At 69.2% G+C, this 15,036-nt stretch carries 19 protein-coding genes; 7 read left to right on the forward strand and 12 right to left on the reverse strand.

Annotated features, from left to right (window positions below):
- Positions 1 to 40: 40 nt before the first annotated feature.
- The 8 genes from ACQP1K_RS12920 to ACQP1K_RS12955 all read right to left on the reverse strand — a co-directional run bounded on the left by ACQP1K_RS12920 (position 41) and on the right by ACQP1K_RS12955 (position 7,090).
- Positions 41 to 724, reverse strand: a complete 684-nt coding sequence (locus tag ACQP1K_RS12920; protein WP_433501119.1) for a hypothetical protein — start codon at positions 722 to 724, stop codon at positions 41 to 43.
- Entirely contained in the window at positions 724 to 1,704 is a 981-nt protein-coding gene (locus ACQP1K_RS12925; protein ID WP_433501120.1) for a respiratory chain complex I subunit 1 family protein, read from the reverse strand. Before ACQP1K_RS12925 ends, ACQP1K_RS12920 begins: the two co-directional genes overlap by 1 nt.
- Complete coding sequence (locus tag ACQP1K_RS12930) at positions 1,701 to 3,746, reverse strand: proton-conducting transporter transmembrane domain-containing protein (RefSeq protein ID WP_433501121.1); 2,046 nt, start codon at positions 3,744 to 3,746, stop codon at positions 1,701 to 1,703. The genes ACQP1K_RS12925 and ACQP1K_RS12930 overlap by 4 nt, the downstream gene beginning before the upstream one ends.
- On the reverse strand, positions 3,743 to 4,225 hold the full coding sequence (locus ACQP1K_RS12935; RefSeq protein WP_433501122.1) for an NADH-quinone oxidoreductase subunit B family protein: 483 nt from the start codon (positions 4,223 to 4,225) through the stop codon (positions 3,743 to 3,745). The genes ACQP1K_RS12930 and ACQP1K_RS12935 overlap by 4 nt, the downstream gene beginning before the upstream one ends.
- A gap of 78 nt (positions 4,226 to 4,303) precedes the next feature.
- On the reverse strand, positions 4,304 to 4,651 hold the full coding sequence (locus ACQP1K_RS12940; protein ID WP_433501123.1) for an ArsR/SmtB family transcription factor: 348 nt from the start codon (positions 4,649 to 4,651) through the stop codon (positions 4,304 to 4,306).
- A gap of 705 nt (positions 4,652 to 5,356) precedes the next feature.
- Positions 5,357 to 5,824, reverse strand: coding sequence for an NUDIX domain-containing protein (locus ACQP1K_RS12945; protein ID WP_433501124.1), 468 nt, complete (start codon positions 5,822 to 5,824; stop codon positions 5,357 to 5,359).
- Between the two features lie 104 nt (positions 5,825 to 5,928).
- Complete coding sequence (locus ACQP1K_RS12950) at positions 5,929 to 6,552, reverse strand: TauD/TfdA family dioxygenase (RefSeq protein WP_433501125.1); 624 nt, start codon at positions 6,550 to 6,552, stop codon at positions 5,929 to 5,931.
- A 358-nt stretch (positions 6,553 to 6,910) separates the two neighbouring features.
- On the reverse strand, positions 6,911 to 7,090 hold the full coding sequence (locus ACQP1K_RS12955) for a hypothetical protein (RefSeq protein WP_433501126.1): 180 nt from the start codon (positions 7,088 to 7,090) through the stop codon (positions 6,911 to 6,913).
- Positions 7,091 to 7,443: 353 nt separating this feature from the next.
- Between ACQP1K_RS12955 and ACQP1K_RS12960 the strand changes: the two genes are divergently transcribed.
- Positions 7,444 to 8,247, forward strand: coding sequence for an SAM-dependent methyltransferase (locus ACQP1K_RS12960; protein WP_433501127.1), 804 nt, complete (start codon positions 7,444 to 7,446; stop codon positions 8,245 to 8,247).
- A 38-nt stretch (positions 8,248 to 8,285) separates the two neighbouring features.
- Here the strand turns inward: ACQP1K_RS12960 and ACQP1K_RS12965 are convergent, their stop codons facing one another.
- On the reverse strand, positions 8,286 to 9,095 hold the full coding sequence (locus ACQP1K_RS12965) for a glycoside hydrolase family 16 protein (RefSeq protein WP_433501128.1): 810 nt from the start codon (positions 9,093 to 9,095) through the stop codon (positions 8,286 to 8,288).
- 304 nt (positions 9,096 to 9,399) lie between these two features.
- On the opposite strand from ACQP1K_RS12965, the gene ACQP1K_RS12970 reads away from it, so the two are divergent.
- The gene (locus tag ACQP1K_RS12970) at positions 9,400 to 9,540 is read left to right on the forward strand and encodes a hypothetical protein (protein ID WP_433501129.1); all 141 of its coding nucleotides are present in this window, start codon (positions 9,400 to 9,402) and stop codon (positions 9,538 to 9,540) included.
- A gap of 50 nt (positions 9,541 to 9,590) precedes the next feature.
- On the opposite strand, the gene ACQP1K_RS12975 is transcribed toward ACQP1K_RS12970, so the two are convergent.
- Positions 9,591 to 10,700 carry a right-handed parallel beta-helix repeat-containing protein gene (locus ACQP1K_RS12975; protein ID WP_433501130.1) on the reverse strand — a complete coding sequence of 370 codons (1,110 nt, stop codon included), beginning with the start codon at positions 10,698 to 10,700 and terminating at the stop codon, positions 9,591 to 9,593.
- A gap of 248 nt (positions 10,701 to 10,948) precedes the next feature.
- Here ACQP1K_RS12975 and ACQP1K_RS12980 point away from each other — a divergent pair, with 248 nt between their 5' ends.
- Both ACQP1K_RS12980 and ACQP1K_RS12985 read left to right on the forward strand, forming a co-directional pair.
- The gene (locus ACQP1K_RS12980) at positions 10,949 to 11,374 is read left to right on the forward strand and encodes a helix-turn-helix domain-containing protein (protein ID WP_433501131.1); all 426 of its coding nucleotides are present in this window, start codon (positions 10,949 to 10,951) and stop codon (positions 11,372 to 11,374) included.
- Between the two features lie 119 nt (positions 11,375 to 11,493).
- A complete protein-coding gene (locus ACQP1K_RS12985; protein ID WP_433501132.1) occupies positions 11,494 to 11,868 on the forward strand; it encodes a DUF4180 domain-containing protein in 375 nt (124 codons plus the stop codon).
- 2 nt (positions 11,869 to 11,870) lie between these two features.
- Here the strand turns inward: ACQP1K_RS12985 and ACQP1K_RS12990 are convergent, their stop codons facing one another.
- A complete protein-coding gene (locus tag ACQP1K_RS12990) occupies positions 11,871 to 12,131 on the reverse strand; it encodes an ATP-binding protein (RefSeq protein WP_433501133.1) in 261 nt (86 codons plus the stop codon).
- Positions 12,132 to 12,399: 268 nt separating this feature from the next.
- On the opposite strand from ACQP1K_RS12990, the gene ACQP1K_RS12995 reads away from it, so the two are divergent.
- The 3 genes from ACQP1K_RS12995 to ACQP1K_RS13005 all read left to right on the forward strand — a co-directional run bounded on the left by ACQP1K_RS12995 (position 12,400) and on the right by ACQP1K_RS13005 (position 13,999).
- The gene (locus ACQP1K_RS12995; RefSeq protein WP_433501134.1) at positions 12,400 to 12,693 is read left to right on the forward strand and encodes a Scr1 family TA system antitoxin-like transcriptional regulator; all 294 of its coding nucleotides are present in this window, start codon (positions 12,400 to 12,402) and stop codon (positions 12,691 to 12,693) included.
- Positions 12,694 to 12,713: 20 nt separating this feature from the next.
- Positions 12,714 to 13,016: a DUF397 domain-containing protein gene (locus ACQP1K_RS13000; RefSeq protein ID WP_433501135.1), complete on the forward strand. Its 303-nt coding sequence runs from the start codon at positions 12,714 to 12,716 to the stop codon at positions 13,014 to 13,016.
- An 80-nt stretch (positions 13,017 to 13,096) separates the two neighbouring features.
- Positions 13,097 to 13,999: a phosphorothioated DNA-binding restriction endonuclease gene (locus tag ACQP1K_RS13005; protein ID WP_433501136.1), complete on the forward strand. Its 903-nt coding sequence runs from the start codon at positions 13,097 to 13,099 to the stop codon at positions 13,997 to 13,999.
- 70 nt (positions 14,000 to 14,069) lie between these two features.
- Here the strand turns inward: ACQP1K_RS13005 and ACQP1K_RS13010 are convergent, their stop codons facing one another.
- Positions 14,070 to 14,879, reverse strand: a complete 810-nt coding sequence (locus ACQP1K_RS13010; RefSeq protein ID WP_433501137.1) for a cellulose binding domain-containing protein — start codon at positions 14,877 to 14,879, stop codon at positions 14,070 to 14,072.
- Positions 14,880 to 15,036 lie beyond the last annotated feature (157 nt).

Consider the following 15,036-nt stretch of genomic DNA (forward strand, 5'->3'; position numbering starts at 1 on the left):
GTGCGCAGGTCGTTTCGCGGCTTCTTCACTCGCTCGTCCATCAGTCGTGCAGCTCGCGCAGCTCGTCGAGGTCGGTGCCGCCGAAGGCGGCCCGCATCCTCGCGGTCAGGACCTGCAGCACCAGTACGGCGAGCAGCACGTCCAGCGACACGCCGAGCTCGACCACCAGCGGCACCCCGCTGGTGGTGAGGAACGCGGTCGCGGTGATCGCGTTGTCGATCAGCAGGAAGCCGACCACCTGCGACAGCGCCCGCCGCCGGGTGACCAGCACGAAGAAGCCGACCAGCAGCACGGTCAGCGCCACCGGCACCGCCCGGGTGGCGGGGTCCGGCGACAGCCGTACGATCGGCTGGGACACGGCGTAGGCCACCAGCGCGAGCACCGCCGCGGCCAGCAGCGAGGTCGCCACGTTGACCAGCGGGCGCGTCTCGCGGGCCTCGTCGCCCGCCGTCTCGCCGCCGGGCCGCGGGGTGTCCAGCGCGCGGCGCATCAGATACGGCAGCAGCCCAGCGCGCAGCGCCCCGACCCCCACCGCGACGGCCACCAGGTGGACCGACCCCTGCCGCAGGCCGAGCACCACGACCATCGCGCCGAGCGCGACGCCCTGCAGCGCGAACAACCTGACGATGGCAGCCAGGTCGCGCCGCCACAGCACCAGCACCCCGGCGAGCAGGAACGCCCCGCAGGCCAGGGCGAGCCACTGGGCGTACAGCGAGTCGCTCATCAGGCACCGCCCGCCAGGAAGTAGGAGGCGGCCACCGCGAGCAGGGCCAGCAGGAAGGACCCGGCGAGCAACTCGGGGATGCGGAACAGCCGCAGCTTGGCCATGAAGACCTCGCCCGCTGCCAGCAGCATCCCGAGGACGGCCGTCTTCGCGGCGAACGCGGCCACCCCGGCCAGCACGGCGACCAGCGCGCCCACGCCCGCCGCCCCGCCGGTGGCGACGCCCCACGGCAGGAACAGGCTGCCCAGCAGGCCGAGCAGTACGGTCAGCCGCGCGGCGGAGGCCCACTCGATCAGCGCGAGATCGGGACCGGAGTACTCCAGCACCATCGCCTCATGGATCATCGTCAGTTCCAGGTGGGTGGACGGGTTGTCCACCGGGATCCGGCCGGTCTCGGCGATCGTCACCAGCGCCAGGGCGACGGCGGCCAGCAGGCTGGCCGGGGACAGCACCCGCATGGGGTCCGCCTCGGTCAGGCTGACGATCGTCCCCAGGTTGGTCGAGCCGGCCCGCACGGACAGGGCGAACACCGACACCAGGATCGTCGGCTCCACCAGCGCAAGCACGGTGACCTCCCGGCTGGCCCCCATGCCGCCGAACGCGGTCCCGGTGTCCAGGCCGCCCAGCGCCAGCGCCACCGATCCCAGTGCGAGCAGCGCGGTCACCGCGAACAGGTCGGCGGCGGAGTCCAGCGGCGACGCCGTGGTCACGAGCGGGATGACGGCCGCCACGACCAGCGCAGTTCCGGCGAGCACCAGCGGCGCCAGGCGGAACGGCCATCCGGTGCCGCGCGGGTCGATCGGCTCCTTGCGCAGCAGCTTGCGCAGGTCACGCCACGGCTGCAGCACCCCGGCCCCGGCCCGGCCCTCCATCTTGGCGCGCACCTGGCGCATCAGCCCGGTCAGCAGCGGCGCGCCGGCGACCACCAGCACCACCTGCAGCACGGCCGCGATCAGGCCGGTCGTGTTCAACCCGGTCATGGGATCACCGCCAGCAGGATGAGCAGCCCGGTGAGCGTCCAGAAGCCGTAGGCCAGGTAGCGGTGCACGCTGCCGTTGGCCAGCGCCCGCGCCCTGCGGCCGATCGCCTCGGCCGCGGCCAGCAGCGGGCCGTACAACCGCCGCTCGATCCGGTCGGGGACCATCGCGTGGAAGCGGATCCGCTCCACCAGGTAGGCAGACTCCTTCTTGGGGGTCACATCGACGTCCATCTCCGGTCGCAGCACGTCGTCGAAGACGCGCTGCAGCGGCTCGGCGAACGAGGTCGCCGTGTACTGCATGCGCGGCGACATGGGTCCGGCGCCGCAGTCCCACAGGCGTGCGGCCCGCCGCCTGCGCGCCGAGAACATCCGTACGGCACCGGCGGCCAGGGCGATCGCCGCCGCCAGCGCCACGGCGATCAGCAGCGGGGACATCGTGCCCGCGATCCCGGACAGGTGCAGCGTCACGGTCCGCATGGCGGGGCCGGTCACCGGAGCCGCACCCGGGAGCAGCGTGCCGACGGCGCGGGCCAGGCCGGGCACGACCACGGTGGGACCGACGGCCAGGACGGCGCAGCACAGCGCGGCCAGGCCCATCCCGCCCAGCATCGACGGCGGGCTCTCCACCGCCCGCTCCGCCTCGGGACCGCGCGGCCGCGCGAGGAAGCCGACGCCGAAGGCCTTGACGAACGTGGCGACCGCCAGCCCGGCAGACATCGCCACGACCCCGACGGCCAGCGGCATCGCCACCGCCCCGGCCACGCCGGAGGCGGGAATCGCGTGGACGAGGCTCTGCAGCAGCAGCCACTCGCTGACGAACCCGTTGCCCGGCGGCAGCGCGGAGGCGGCCAGCGCCCCGACCGCGAACAGCACGGTCGTGTACGGCATGCGGGCGCGCAGCCCGCCCAGCGCGTCGAGGTTCCTCGTGCCGGTGGCGTGCAGCACCGACCCGGCGGCCTGGAACAGCAGCGTCTTGAACGCCGCGTGGTTGACCACGTGCAGCAGCGCGGCCACCAGCGCGAGGGCGGCCAGCTGCGGCGCGCCGCGTGTGGCGAAGAACCCCGCGGCGCCGAGGCCCATCAGCACCAGCCCCATGTTCTCCGTGGTGGAGTAGCCGAGCAGCCGCTTCAGGTCGGAGGAGACCGCGGCCTGCAGGATGCCGTACATCGCGGAGGCCCCGCCGGCGGCCAGCACCAGCAGCCACCACCAGGCCGGCGTGCCGCCCTCGGAGGCGCCACCGGCCGAGCCGGGCAGCAGGTCGAGGCCGACCCGGGCGATGCCGTACACGCCCATGTTGACCATGGCGGCGCTCATCAGCGCGGACACGTGGCTCGGCGCCTCCGGGTGCGCCCGCGGCAGCCACGCGTGCAGCGGGACGATGCCCGCCTTGGAGGCGAACCCGGCGAACGTCGCCAGGAACACCGCGTCGCGGGCGAGGGGCGAAAGCTGCGCGGCGCGTAGCTGGTCGAAGGCCTCTCCGTGGGCCCCGGCGGCGAATCCGGCGAGCCCGCCGAGGATCGCGATCAGCCCGAGATGGGTCATCACGGCGTACCAGAGGCCGGCGCCGCCGACGGCCGGGCGGCGGCCGTGCTCGGCCAGCACCAGCAGCAGCGAGGTGATCGCCATCAGTTCCCAGGCCACCAGCAGCGTGCTCACGGCTGCCGCCGCCGGCACCAGCAGCATCGACGCGACGAACAGCGGCAGCGTCGCCTGGACGACCCGGCCGGACAGGCCGTGCCGGGCGTAGCCGATCCCGTAGACGCCCGCGCAGACGGCCACGCCGCCGGTGACCGCGATGAACAGCCCGCCCAGCGGATCGAGCGTCAGCCGCAGCCCGGCCAGCGGCAGCAGATCGGGCAGCCAGGCCGACCAGGTCTGCCCTGCCATGGCGGACCCGCCCGCCGCAGCCCCGGCCGCGCCGGCGGCGGCCGTGCCCATGCCCGAAAGGACCGGCCGGATCCGGGCGGGTACGGCCAGCGCGAGCAGGGCCGTCGCCAGGCACAGGCCGAGCGCGACCGTGAGGAGAGCCCCGGGGAGGTTCATCGGCCGGTCAGCCGCCGCAGCGCCGCGATGATGGCCTCGGGCTCGGGTGGGCAGCCGGGCACCTCGGCGTCGACCGGGACCACGTCGCCGACCGCGCCGGCCACGCCGTACGCCCCGGCGAACACGCCGCAGTCGCGGGCGCAGTCACCGACGGCGACCACGAAGCGGGGCTCGGGCACCGCCTCGTAGGTGCGGCGCAGCGGCACCTCCATGTTGCGGGTGACCGGGCCGGTCACGAGCAGCGCGTCGGCGTGCCGGGGAGAGGCCACGAGCCGGGCCCCGTACCGCTCGGCGTCGTACACGGGGCCGAACACCGAGCCGATCTCCACCTCGCAGCCGTTGCACGAGCCGGCGTCGACGTGCCGGAGCTGTACGGATCCGCCCAGCTCGGCCGCCTCGGGCGGGGCCTCACCCGCGGGACGTTCCGGCGCGGGTTCGGCGACCCGGCCGGTCTTCCTGATCTTGCGCCATAGATTCACGCGGCGACTCCTGCTTTCTCGCGCGGTGACACTCCGCGATGACACTCCGGGGCTGAGACGACACACACGGCGGTCGGCTCACCGGGACGGCGGCGGCTGCTCCTCCTGCCGCAGCTCGGCCAGGACCCTCCCCTGACCCATGAGTACGTCGGTGAGGATCCGCCGGGCCGCGCGCAGCAGGTCGGCCACGTCGCCGCAGCTCAGCGCGTACACCACGGTGGATCCCTCACGGGTCGCTGTCACGAGGCCGGCCCGGCGCAGCACGGCGAGCTGCTGCGACAGATTCGACGGCTCGACCTCGATGTCCGCGAGCAGATCACGCACCGGCAGCGGGCCGTCCTGAAGCAGTTCGAGCACCCGCACGCGCACCGGGTGGCCGAGCGTACGGAAGAACTCCGCCTTGACCTGATGGAGGGGGACGGACACGGTCAGCCTCTTAACGTCCGGCGAGGCGCGGTGCGGCCGATCAGCGGCGGCGCACCGAACGGTACTTCGGGCGGCGTGTACTGAAACAGGGTGACATGTCCGAAACTCACGAATCCATTATGTGACAAATTGAAGATTTCTTCAACTCGCCAACTGACCGCTCCCGGCCGTCCTCCTCCACGGTGTCTCAGCCAGTGGGCCGGCGTGCCAGCGTGAGGATGGATTCGTCGTCGTTCGTGGCAGGGGTGCAGGCTGCGATCGTGGCCGGGGGCCACGTCGTGGGCGGCGATATCCCGCTGGGCCTCGGCCGCCCCGCAGGACATTCCGGCCGAGCTCGTTGGATGGCGGGTCCTTCGATCGGCAGGATGGCACCGCATCCCGGATGGACGTCGCCCGTCGGGTTCTCGCCCTGGCCGGTGTCGAGGGGACGACTGAGTGCGGAGCTGGAACGCCCTTCAGTCCGCTACGGCTGCCCTGGTGCCGGTGGGCGGTGGGACCTGACTGGATGACGCGATCATGCCGTCGGGGGGCGACACCGGTCGTCTCCACGTCGGCGACAACGTGACCGACCGGACCGTTCGCCATGACGTCACTCCCTGCCAGCTGAATCCATAAAAGTTCAGCCGAAACAGGCAGAGTGTTATCAGCTCGTGACGACCCGAGGAGCAAGCTCCGGGGACATGTCCGATTCGCGGGCGGGCGAATTCAGCGAGCAGAAACGATCTTCCGCCATCTTTCGATCGTCCGCTTGTACGGCTCGGGCATATGGAGGGCCGGCACATCGGCATAGGCGAAGACGCCCAGCTTCTTGTGCTCGTTCGAACTGCGGATCTCTTCGTCGCCAGTGTATGTGGCGCCGAAACTCACGATGAACGTATGGCGTAGCGGCGTTATCTCGTACACCCACGTGTCGATGATCTCCTCCACGGCCACCGTGATGTTGAGTTCCTCGAAGACCTCTCGGCAGACACAGACCTCCGGGGTCTCGCCCACTTCGAGCTTCCCTCCGGGCAACTCCCACTCGTCACGCTCGTTCATCAGCAGGGGGATCTTGCCGCCCATGTCGATGACGAGTTTCACCGATATCGGGAGCTGATATTCGAAATAACCCGGGTTGCGTTCGACCATATATTCCGGCATGCCGTTGCTGCGGATACGGTCCGGTCCGTCCATTTTCGGATCTCACCTTTCGATGGTCAATAGAATCGCTGCCAGATCGTCGGCGTTCTTGAACTTCTTCGACCCTGCCGCCCGTACCGGATCTGATTCGTACCGCCTTATCCGGGTGGTCTCCGATTGTGAATCAGATAGCCCTGCCCCTTGTCGAACAAGTAGACGGCGGGTGTCGCGAGCGGGCGCTGCATCATGGTGAGCAGGGGTTGTGCGCTGATGGTCGCCGCGTGTGGCCGGCCTATCTGATCGTCTCTGTACCGGATGTGGTAGCGCTTCCCGTCGGCGGTGAGCGACATGACGGGAGGCCAGGGGCATCCCCTGGCTCGCAGGACGACGTGTCGGGCCTCGGAGAGCAAGGTTTTGTGTTCGACTGCCCGGATGATTTCGGCTCCGTCCAGAAGAAGGGACTCACCGCCATCCGCGGAAGGTTGGGTGTAGAGGCATCCCACTATCGTGGGCGGCACCCTCGAGTGGGCGCGGTCGGTGTGCAGGGCCAAAGAACGACGCGTGAATCCGTTGTGGTTTTCGCCGCTCACCGACAGCGGCTGGATGACGGTGATCCCGGGCCCACTCTCATGAGGGTGGGGGTAGGGAACCGTCCAGTCGCCGAGAAACGAGATGAGTTCCGCTACGGTGGCCTCGGTTACGAGAACCAGGCCATGAGCGGCCAGCCATCTTCTGGCCTCTACGGCGGTGAGTTGTCGCCACATCGACGTCAACAGTCTCATGCCACGACCCTCGCTGTGTAGACAACAGATCCCGGGTGGGTGGTGCCATGGCAAGTAGACCGCACATCTGTCGTCCTATCCAGTCCGGGTGACTTCGTTGCCGAGTATGCCCGGTTCATAATCCCGGTTGTGGTCTTGTCCCCTTGCTAGCGGGTAAATAGTTTCTGATGCGATATGAGCACGTTCCGAAGCGAAAGGGGGATTTCTCCTCAGGGTGAACCCGGTCGCCGTCCCACCCGTCACAAGAAAGACCGACAGTAGAGATGCCGCTTCATGCCCTGGTGGTAACCGTCGCATCTCCAATCGCAGCGGTCTGCTGGGCGACCGATCGCGCGAAGCGGAAACCGTATGGCGGGGGTCAGGCGCTTTCCTCGTCCTCCAGGCCGACCGCCGACCCCGGCTCGCCGATCTCGCGCCGCCGCTGCTCCTCGTCGTCGTACTCCTCGTCGAGGTCCGCGATGGCGTTGAGCTTGTGCCGACACGGCGTCGTCGGCCGAGTCTGGGTGTTCTGCGGCAACGCGATCAGCAGGAAGGTCACGATCGTGGGTGACGGTGTTGATGATCGGCTGCCAGGCGTCCACATCGTGCATGACGAGGAACGACGGCCCGCACACCGGCACAACGACATGCACATGACGAAGAACCAGGTCCGGAGCACGGACGCCGTGGTGCCGGCGGCGAAGCCGTCGAACGGCGACAGCCGGGAGCCGATGACGGACGGAGAGATGGGGAACGAGGACTTCGCCCCCCGGGGGGCTCCTCCGCAGGCGACGATCGGAAGCCCGGCTAGCCAGCAAGGTCTCAAACGTGTACACACAGCCGTTGACGGCGCACACGGCTCGATTACTCGGTTAAGATCAACAAAAGACGCGTCTCAGGCGGTGATGGCTGATGGAAAGAGTGCCGGCGGGAGTCGATCCGACTGTTCCGAGCGTGGCCCGCATCTACGACTACCTGCTCGGCGGCAAGGACAACTTCGCTTCCGACCGGGCTGCGGCGGAGAAGCTGATCGAGCTGACTCCGAACATCCGAGAGGGGGTGCAGGCCAACCGGCGCTTCCTGAGCCGAGCCGTACGGCTCATGTGTGAGAGCGGGATCCGCCAGTTCCTCGACATCGGCACCGGTCTACCGACCCAGGAGAACGTGCACCAGGTGGCGCTTCGGGCGGCGCCCGAGTCCCGGATCGTGTACGTCGACAACGACCCCATCGTGCTCAGCCACGGGCGCGCCCTGCTCGAGGACAACCCGCAGACCCTCGTCGTGGACGGCGACATGCGGGAGCCGGAGACCATCCTGAACGATCCCAGGGTCACCGAGCACCTCGACTTCGGCAAGCCGGTCGGTCTGCTCATGCTCGCCGTCCTGCACTTCGTCCCCGAGGACGAGGACGCCGAGCGGATCGTGAAGACGCTGCGCGGCCGCCTCGCCGCCGGAAGCGGTATGGCGATCAGTCACCTGTCCTACGGCGATCTCGACGAGGACAAGATCCGCGAGGGCCGCGAGCTCTACAAGAAGACCTCGGCCGGCGCGGTGACGCCTCGCTCGCACGCCGGAATTCTGCGCTTCTTCGACGGGTTCGAGCTGGTGGAGCCGGGGCTGGTACCCACGGAGGACTGGCGTCCCGAGGATGGGGAGCCCCAGCTTCCCCCGCTCCCCGGTGTCGTGGGCTACGCGGGGGTCGCCCTGCTCCGCTGACCTCGGCCCGGCCCGCCGTACGCCTCCGGAAAGGGTGGTCAGTAGTTCCGGCTGCGCCCGACGTAGATGTCGCGGGCACGATAGTAGGTGTCCGCGCTCGGGCCCGGCGAGCCGGACGATCCCTCCATCTGCAGATTGATGATCAGCCACATCGGTCTGCCCACGAACCCGCGGGCATGGTGGACCGCCTTCCACTGGCCGTCGATGTAGTAGTGGATGTCCACGTCGGTGGCGCTGACCTTGGTGATCCAGGCGCGGTAGTTGTGCCACGATCCCGGCGACGAGACGCCCACGATCGTGCTGTCCACGTCCGAAGACGTACGGAACGTGTTGAACCAGTTGCGGCTGTCGCCCTTGAACTCCAAGATGTCGCTCTCCGGCGGCCAGCTGTTCACGCCGGTCAGCCAGAACGCAGGCCAGGTGCCCCGGGCCGAGGGAGCCTGGAAGTCGCCCTTCACCTCCCAGTTCGGGAACTGGTCGTTGACCACGACCTGATCGCGGGCGTGCACCGCGCCCGAGTGGTAGCGGATCGGCAGGTGCGGGCTGGAGCTGCTGGTGCCCTCATCCCAGTTGATGCGGGCGGCCCGCAGTGTCAGCACCCCGCCGGACAGGGAGACGTGGTTGTGGTCGGTGGCCGAGCCGTACATCCGGGCGGAGCCGTTGTGGTCCGAGCCCCAGGGATACAGGTACGCCCATTCGGTGGCCAGCGCGTTGTAGTCGTTGAACGAGGACGGGCCGATGACCGTCTCCCAGGTGGCCGCCGCGCTCGCCGGGGTGAGGGCCACCATCGCCGAGCCGGCGAGCGCGATCGCCGTGACGAGACGGAGGAGCGATCTGCGGCGTCCCATCTGTGTCCTCTCAACCCCGGTCGGGAACGGATCTGACGAACAGAGTCCGATCACTGAACGGCATCGGTCAAGAGGGTCGTCGCCGGTGTCCCGTCCTGGTCGCGCCCGCCCAGGTCAGCCGTGGCCCGGCGGGTCGGCCGCGTGAAAAGAGCTGAAAGCGGCGACGGTACGGCGGGCCCGCCCGCCGGCGGGTCGACTCGTCGGCTCCCCGGCGTCCGCGTGGTCGCCCTCACGGGCCCGTCCCCAGCTCGGTCAGGTCGTCGGCGGTGAGGCGAAGGCCGGCCACCGCGACGTTCTCGGTGAGGTGGTCACCGCGTCCCCTGCCGCCGGCGGGCTCGTCGTGCCGTCCGGCTCGCTGCCCGACCTGCTCCGCGCGGCGCTCGCCCCGCTCACCCCCGCCCTCGACGCGGCGGAGGAACGACGGGCGGCCGCGCCGGAGAACTGAGAGCCGGCGCTCAGGCCGGCGAGCTCCGCCAGTGGTCAGCGCCGGGGTGCCTACGGAGTGACCTTGATGTTGGTCAGACCGGACAGCGCGTTGCGGACGGTGTTCGAGGAGTACACGACGTTCGGGTTGCCCGCGCACTTGGAGGTCGAGGTGATGCGGATGGCGTACATGCCGACGCCGCCGAGGTCGGAGGCGTTGTCGCGCCACACGTTGCCGCAGCCGTTGGCGTACGACGGGGTGGTCGCGGGGTTGTGCGTCTCGTAGCCGTTGGCGAAGGTGCCGGGGGAGGAGAAGGACCCCGTGTTGCGTTCGATCACATAGCCGATGCCCTTGACGTCGATCCACGAGTCGGCCGAGTTCTGGCCGGAGATGCCGGTGCCGTCGAAGACGTTGCCCGAGATGACGCCGTCGAAGGTGCCCTCCTTGATGTCGATGTGCTCGGCGGTGATGTTCGGGCCGAACCGGTTGTCCAGGACTTGGACGCGATCAGAGCGGTCGACGCCGCCGCTGTTGCCGTGGCACGCCCAGTTGGAGTTCGCCGAACCGATGTAGACGCCCTCCCCGTATCCTGCCTGCACCAGGCCGGTGTGCGAGATCCGTGAGTTCCGGATCACGCCGTCGGCCGAGGACCTCCGGAAGTGGACGGCCTCCTCGTCGATGTGATGCACGTTGACTCGGTCGATGGTCACGTGCGGGGAGTCGTCCAGGACGATCCCCTTCTTGGAGTCCTTGACCGTGAATCCGAACAGGTTCCAGCGCGGCGCGGCGTACAGCCAGAGCCCGTATCCGGAGTCCCACCCGCTCACCGGGGCGGGACAGGAGGGGCCGGAACCCGAGGGGCCGTCGTTGACCAGGACGGCATCGGCAGGACCGACCAGCGTGATGGGCAGCGAAGCCGTCCCCGCGCGCTGGGTGACGAACGCGCCGTGGTACTCCCCGGAGGCCAGCCTGATCGTCTGCCCGGGCCGGGCGGCGGCGAGCGCGCTCCGCAGTCCGGCCGCCGTCGACACGTCGACGACGCCGCTTTCGCCCGGGGAATGCTGAACGGCCGCGGTGACGGCCGCGGCCTCGGCCGCCGGTTGCAGTGCGTTCGCCCCCGCCGACGGCGCCACTAACGCGATCGACGCTGCGAAGAGCCCTGCGGCGGTGCGCGACTGCACGAACACCTCCGAAACTGTTAAGAAGGCTTCCTGATCTTTTCGCAGGCTAAAGGGGCCGGGTGCTCCGCGCAAGGCCCAATCTCCACCGGTTCCCGGCGGCCGGCCCCGCTCCTCTCGGTCGTGTCCGCGACCGGAAAGCCGCCGAAGGGACCGATGAGGCGGATCCGCCGATGTGTTCTACGATCCTCTATCCTTCCCTGCTGTGTGGTAGCTTGACCGAAGTCAGAGCCTTTTAGGGAAGGAGAGTGGTGTCGCCGCAGTTCTACTCGGTCGACCAGGTGGCGGCGCTGCTGAACCTCCACGTGAAGACTGTCCGCGCCTATGTGCGGGACGGTCGGTTGAAGGCAAGCCGGATCGGCAAGCAGTATCGGATCGCGCGCGAGGACCTGGAGGCGTTCACCGGTGGCGCGGTGCCCTCGGCCACTCGGGGCGGCTCGCATGCCGAGGTGTCGTCGATCGTACGGATCGACGGGATCGACCGTACGGCGGTCAGCCGCCTGACCAACACGGTCATGGCCGCCATCGCCCACGGGTCCGGCGGCGACGGGCGGATGCGCGTCGAGGCCGTCTACGACGAAGAGCGGGCCAGCCTGAAGGTCATCGTCCTCGGCGGCCTGGACGGCACGGCTGAGCTGCTCAAAATCATCGACGTGCTGGCCGGGGAGGCGGGATGACCCGCGCCCACCCCTCCGCCCGTGCTGGGAGCGACCCCCCTTCTAGAGGCCGGACACCTGCTCATGGGTGGCCTGCCGATTCTCCGATTCCCTGCGGACCCCGGGAGGTACAGATCCCCATGACCGACACTCTCCAGCACATCAATGGCACTGCGGTCTTCGTATGCGCGGCGGACGGCGAGCCGCTGCGCGACGAGCGCGATGCCATCGACCTCATCGGCAACGCGTACTATCAGGGCGCGTCGTGGGTCGCCATCCCGGCCGACCGGTTCACGGACGACTTCTTCAGTCTGCGTACGCGGGTCGCGGGGGAGATCGTGCAGAAGTTCGTCAACTACCGGCTGGGCCTCGCCGTCGTCGGCGACATCTCCCGGCACACGAGCATCAGTTCCGCCCTGCGGGACTTCGTCTACGAAAGCGATCGGGGCACGCAGTTGTGGTTCGTCCCCGACATGGACGCCCTGCACGACCGTCTCGGGACGGCTGCCGTCTGATTTCAGGTGTCCGCGTCGGAGAGCCGGAACCACACCACGCGGCCGGTGCCGGTGTCGTGCCAGCCCCACGCCGTGGCCAGTCGCCCCACCAGCCAGAGGCCGCGCCCTCCGTCGCTCGGCCGGTCAACGAGGTCGTCGGGGAGAACCTGTGGTTCGCGTACGGCTGAACCCGCGTCGATGACATCGATGTGGAGCGTTCCATCGCGCAGCGCGACGGGTGACCCGGCCGCCGGGGCGGGCCGAGTTGGAGTGCCGTACGGCATTCGCGATCAGTTCGGAGGCGAGCAGCAGGGCGTCGTCGACGCGGGGGTGGCCGGTGGCGGCCGGCAGGACCCGCAGATAGCGGCGGGCCCTCGGCACGGAGGCGGCCTCACCGGGGAGGTCGACCCGCCCCAGCAGGCCGAGGGCCGTCACCGCGCTCTCCAAAAGACCCGGACACCCGGTGTGACCTGCGAGTCCCGGTTGGGCAGGGCCTCCGCCGCCCGTGCCACCCGTGCCGCCCCCACGGCCATCGCGAGGCCGGCGACATCGGTGGCCCGTGCGGCCTGGGCTGCGACGGCGATCCTCCGGGAGGCCTCGGGCGTCGTGGTCGGGACGCGCCTGCGGCGGCCCCGGCCGAACGCCGCCTTCGAGATTTTGGACTTCTCCGAGCCTTCTCACCCCGACGTGGTATTCCTGGAGAATCTGACGGGCAGTCTCTATATAGAGCAGGAAGCGGATGTTTGCCGTTATACGGTGATGTTCGACCACCTTCGCGCCAAGACACTGGACCCGGATACATCTCGGCGCCTCCTTGCCGACGTAATCGCCGGGCTCAGTCAATAGGCATGAGAGGAGAGAGCGGGATGTTCGAGCCGGATCTGCCTTGCATCACGTGGCGGAAGAGCGCCCGTAGCGGGAACGGCCAGAACTGCGTCAAGGTGGGCGTCTGGCAAAAGAGTTCTCGCAGCGGCAACGGTTCAGACTGCGTCGAGGTAACGATCGCCGAGGCGGGCCAGGCTGGAATCGAGCACAAGGCGAACGCCGAACGGCTTTACCTGTTGCGCGACTCCAAGGACCCCGACGGCCCGGTCCTGGCCTTCACCCCCGGCGAATGGGACGCCTCCAGCGGCGGCGTCAAGGACGGCGAGTTCGACGACCTCGCCTGAGCATCGCCGTACGTCGAGAAGAGCCGCCTGCCGGTTTCGGCTCTTCCGCGAACTGCAAGATCGTCTTATGCTGTCGCGCTATGGACTGGGTCGAGCGGGTCACGAGCGTCAATCAGTGGTCACGTGGCGGTGAACGGGCACCGCACAAGCCGTTGCTCCTGCTCTACGCCCTCGGCTGCTTCCAACGCCAGGGCGGCCGTCCGATTCCGTTCAGCGCCGCGGAGGCGGACCTGAAGCGACTGCTGCAGGAGTTCGGCCCCCCACGTAAGACCAGTCCCGGATATCCGTTCCATCATCTGACCAGAGACGGCATCTGGCTGGTGGAGACCGCCGAGGGGCCGGGCAGCCCCGGCTCCGAGCTCGGCCGGCTGCGTGACAGCCGGGCGGCGGGCCGCCTGCACCCCGACCTCGTGCGCGCGCTGCACGATGACTCCCGCCTGGTCGCGCAGATCGCCCGCGCCCTGCTGGACGCGAACTTCGAGCCGTCGCTGCACCCGGACATCTGCCTGGCCGCCGGCCTCGATCTGACCGTCCTGGAAGCCACCGCTGCCGGGGGAGACACCCGGACGGAGGTCCCGAGAACACGGCGGAACCCGGCGTTCCGCGAACAGGTCCTGACGGCCTACGAGTACTGCTGCGCTTTCTGCGGCTACGACGGCTGGTTGGACGGCATCGCGATCGGCTTGGATGCCGCGCACGTACGCTGGTGGGCCTTCGAAGGGCCGGACGAACCGGCCAACGGACTCTGCCTGTGCGCACTGCATCACAAGCTGTTCGACAAGGGCGTGTTCGGCCTGACCCACGATCTGACGATCAGCGTCTCACGCGAATTCGTGGGCCGGACGCCGACTGCCAGGGAGATGGTGCTCTCCCTGGCCGGGCGTCCGGTCCGTGAGCCGCAGCCGGGCTTGGAGCGTGTCGAACCCGAATACATCGACTGGCACAACCAGCAGGTCTTCCGTTCACCGGCTCGTCTGGGCTGACAGGTCCTCGGCGACGGCGAGATCGGGGCAGGCGCGCCATTTATCGCATGACCCCTGCCGGGGCATGCGATCACGCGCAGGACGTGCCGTTGAGCAGGAATGCGGCGGGGGTGGGATTGGCGCCGGTGTGCGTGCCGTTGAAGCCGATCCACACCGTCTTCCCGGGGGCGATGTCCTTGTTCCAGGGCATGGCGGTCGCCGTCACCGCCGAGCCGGTCTGCGACCAGGTGGCCGACCACCCGGCGGTCACCTGCTGGCCCGGGTTGGGGAAGTCGAACGTCAGCCGCCAGTCCCGCACGGTAGTGGACCCGGTGTTGGTGATCGCGATGTTCGTGGTCATTCCGCCTCCCCAGGTCGAGGAGGTGGCCTTCACCTCACAGGTGGGGTTCGGCGATGCCGAGGGCGATGTGATGACGTCGTTGTAGATCGTCACGGCCACCGTGCCGGACGCCGCCCCCGTCGCCCCCTTCGTGTCGACCGCCACGACGTACAGATTGTGCGTCTGGGAGGGGACGCCGGACGGCGGCCAGGGCAGGTAGACGTCCCCCTCGGTCACGGCGGGCTGGAAGCTGGCCACGATGGCGAACGAGCCGTCGCCCCGGTCCTCCCGTACGTAGTAGCAGGCGATGCCGTCCGAGTCGGTGGCCGGGGCCCAGCGCAGCCGGACCCAGTTCATCGAGACGCTGACGATCTCGGGTGTTCCCGGGGCGGTGGGCGGCGTGTTGGCCGGAGCCGCGGACGGTGCCGGGGAGGTCTTGCACGGGTACGGAAGGGTCGGCGACGGCATGGGTATGGGATCGGCCGTCGTCCCGGCCCCGGCCACCGCCGGTGGGATCAGGAAAGCGGCTGTCCCCAGCACCGCCGCTGCCAATGTGCTCACCCGTGTCCTCGTCCGCATCGCGTGGCCTTTCCCGCCGTACAGTCATTTCCGGTTTACGGAAATTGTCATGTCTAATGGTGTCATGGTCAATAGATCACCGCGGCTGACCATACGTCGCTGATGCTCGATTTGAAGCGATTCGACTTGCACGGCCTGC

Source organism: Sphaerimonospora sp. CA-214678 (assembly GCF_050942215.1).
Classification (GTDB): domain Bacteria; phylum Actinomycetota; class Actinomycetes; order Streptosporangiales; family Streptosporangiaceae; genus Sphaerimonospora.

Excerpts from the sequence above, each read along its gene's own strand:
- ACQP1K_RS12930 (WP_433501121.1), bottom strand. The coding sequence starts at position 3,746 with ATGAACCTCCCCGGGGCTCTCCTCACGGTCGCGCTCGGCCTGTGCCTG.
- ACQP1K_RS12920 (WP_433501119.1), bottom strand. The coding sequence starts at position 724 with ATGAGCGACTCGCTGTACGCCCAGTGGCTCGCCCTGGCCTGCGGGGCG.
- ACQP1K_RS12965 (WP_433501128.1), bottom strand. The coding sequence starts at position 9,095 with ATGGGACGCCGCAGATCGCTCCTCCGTCTCGTCACGGCGATCGCGCTC.
- ACQP1K_RS12960 (WP_433501127.1), top strand. The coding sequence starts at position 7,444 with ATGGAAAGAGTGCCGGCGGGAGTCGATCCGACTGTTCCGAGCGTGGCC.
- ACQP1K_RS12990 (WP_433501133.1), bottom strand. The coding sequence starts at position 12,131 with ATGCCGTACGGCACTCCAACTCGGCCCGCCCCGGCGGCCGGGTCACCC.
- ACQP1K_RS13000 (WP_433501135.1), top strand. The coding sequence starts at position 12,714 with ATGTTCGAGCCGGATCTGCCTTGCATCACGTGGCGGAAGAGCGCCCGT.
- ACQP1K_RS12950 (WP_433501125.1), bottom strand. The coding sequence starts at position 6,552 with ATGAGACTGTTGACGTCGATGTGGCGACAACTCACCGCCGTAGAGGCC.
- ACQP1K_RS12925 (WP_433501120.1), bottom strand. The coding sequence starts at position 1,704 with ATGACCGGGTTGAACACGACCGGCCTGATCGCGGCCGTGCTGCAGGTG.
- ACQP1K_RS12945 (WP_433501124.1), bottom strand. The coding sequence starts at position 5,824 with ATGGACGGACCGGACCGTATCCGCAGCAACGGCATGCCGGAATATATG.
- ACQP1K_RS13005 (WP_433501136.1), top strand. The coding sequence starts at position 13,097 with ATGGACTGGGTCGAGCGGGTCACGAGCGTCAATCAGTGGTCACGTGGC.
- ACQP1K_RS12985 (WP_433501132.1), top strand. The coding sequence starts at position 11,494 with ATGACCGACACTCTCCAGCACATCAATGGCACTGCGGTCTTCGTATGC.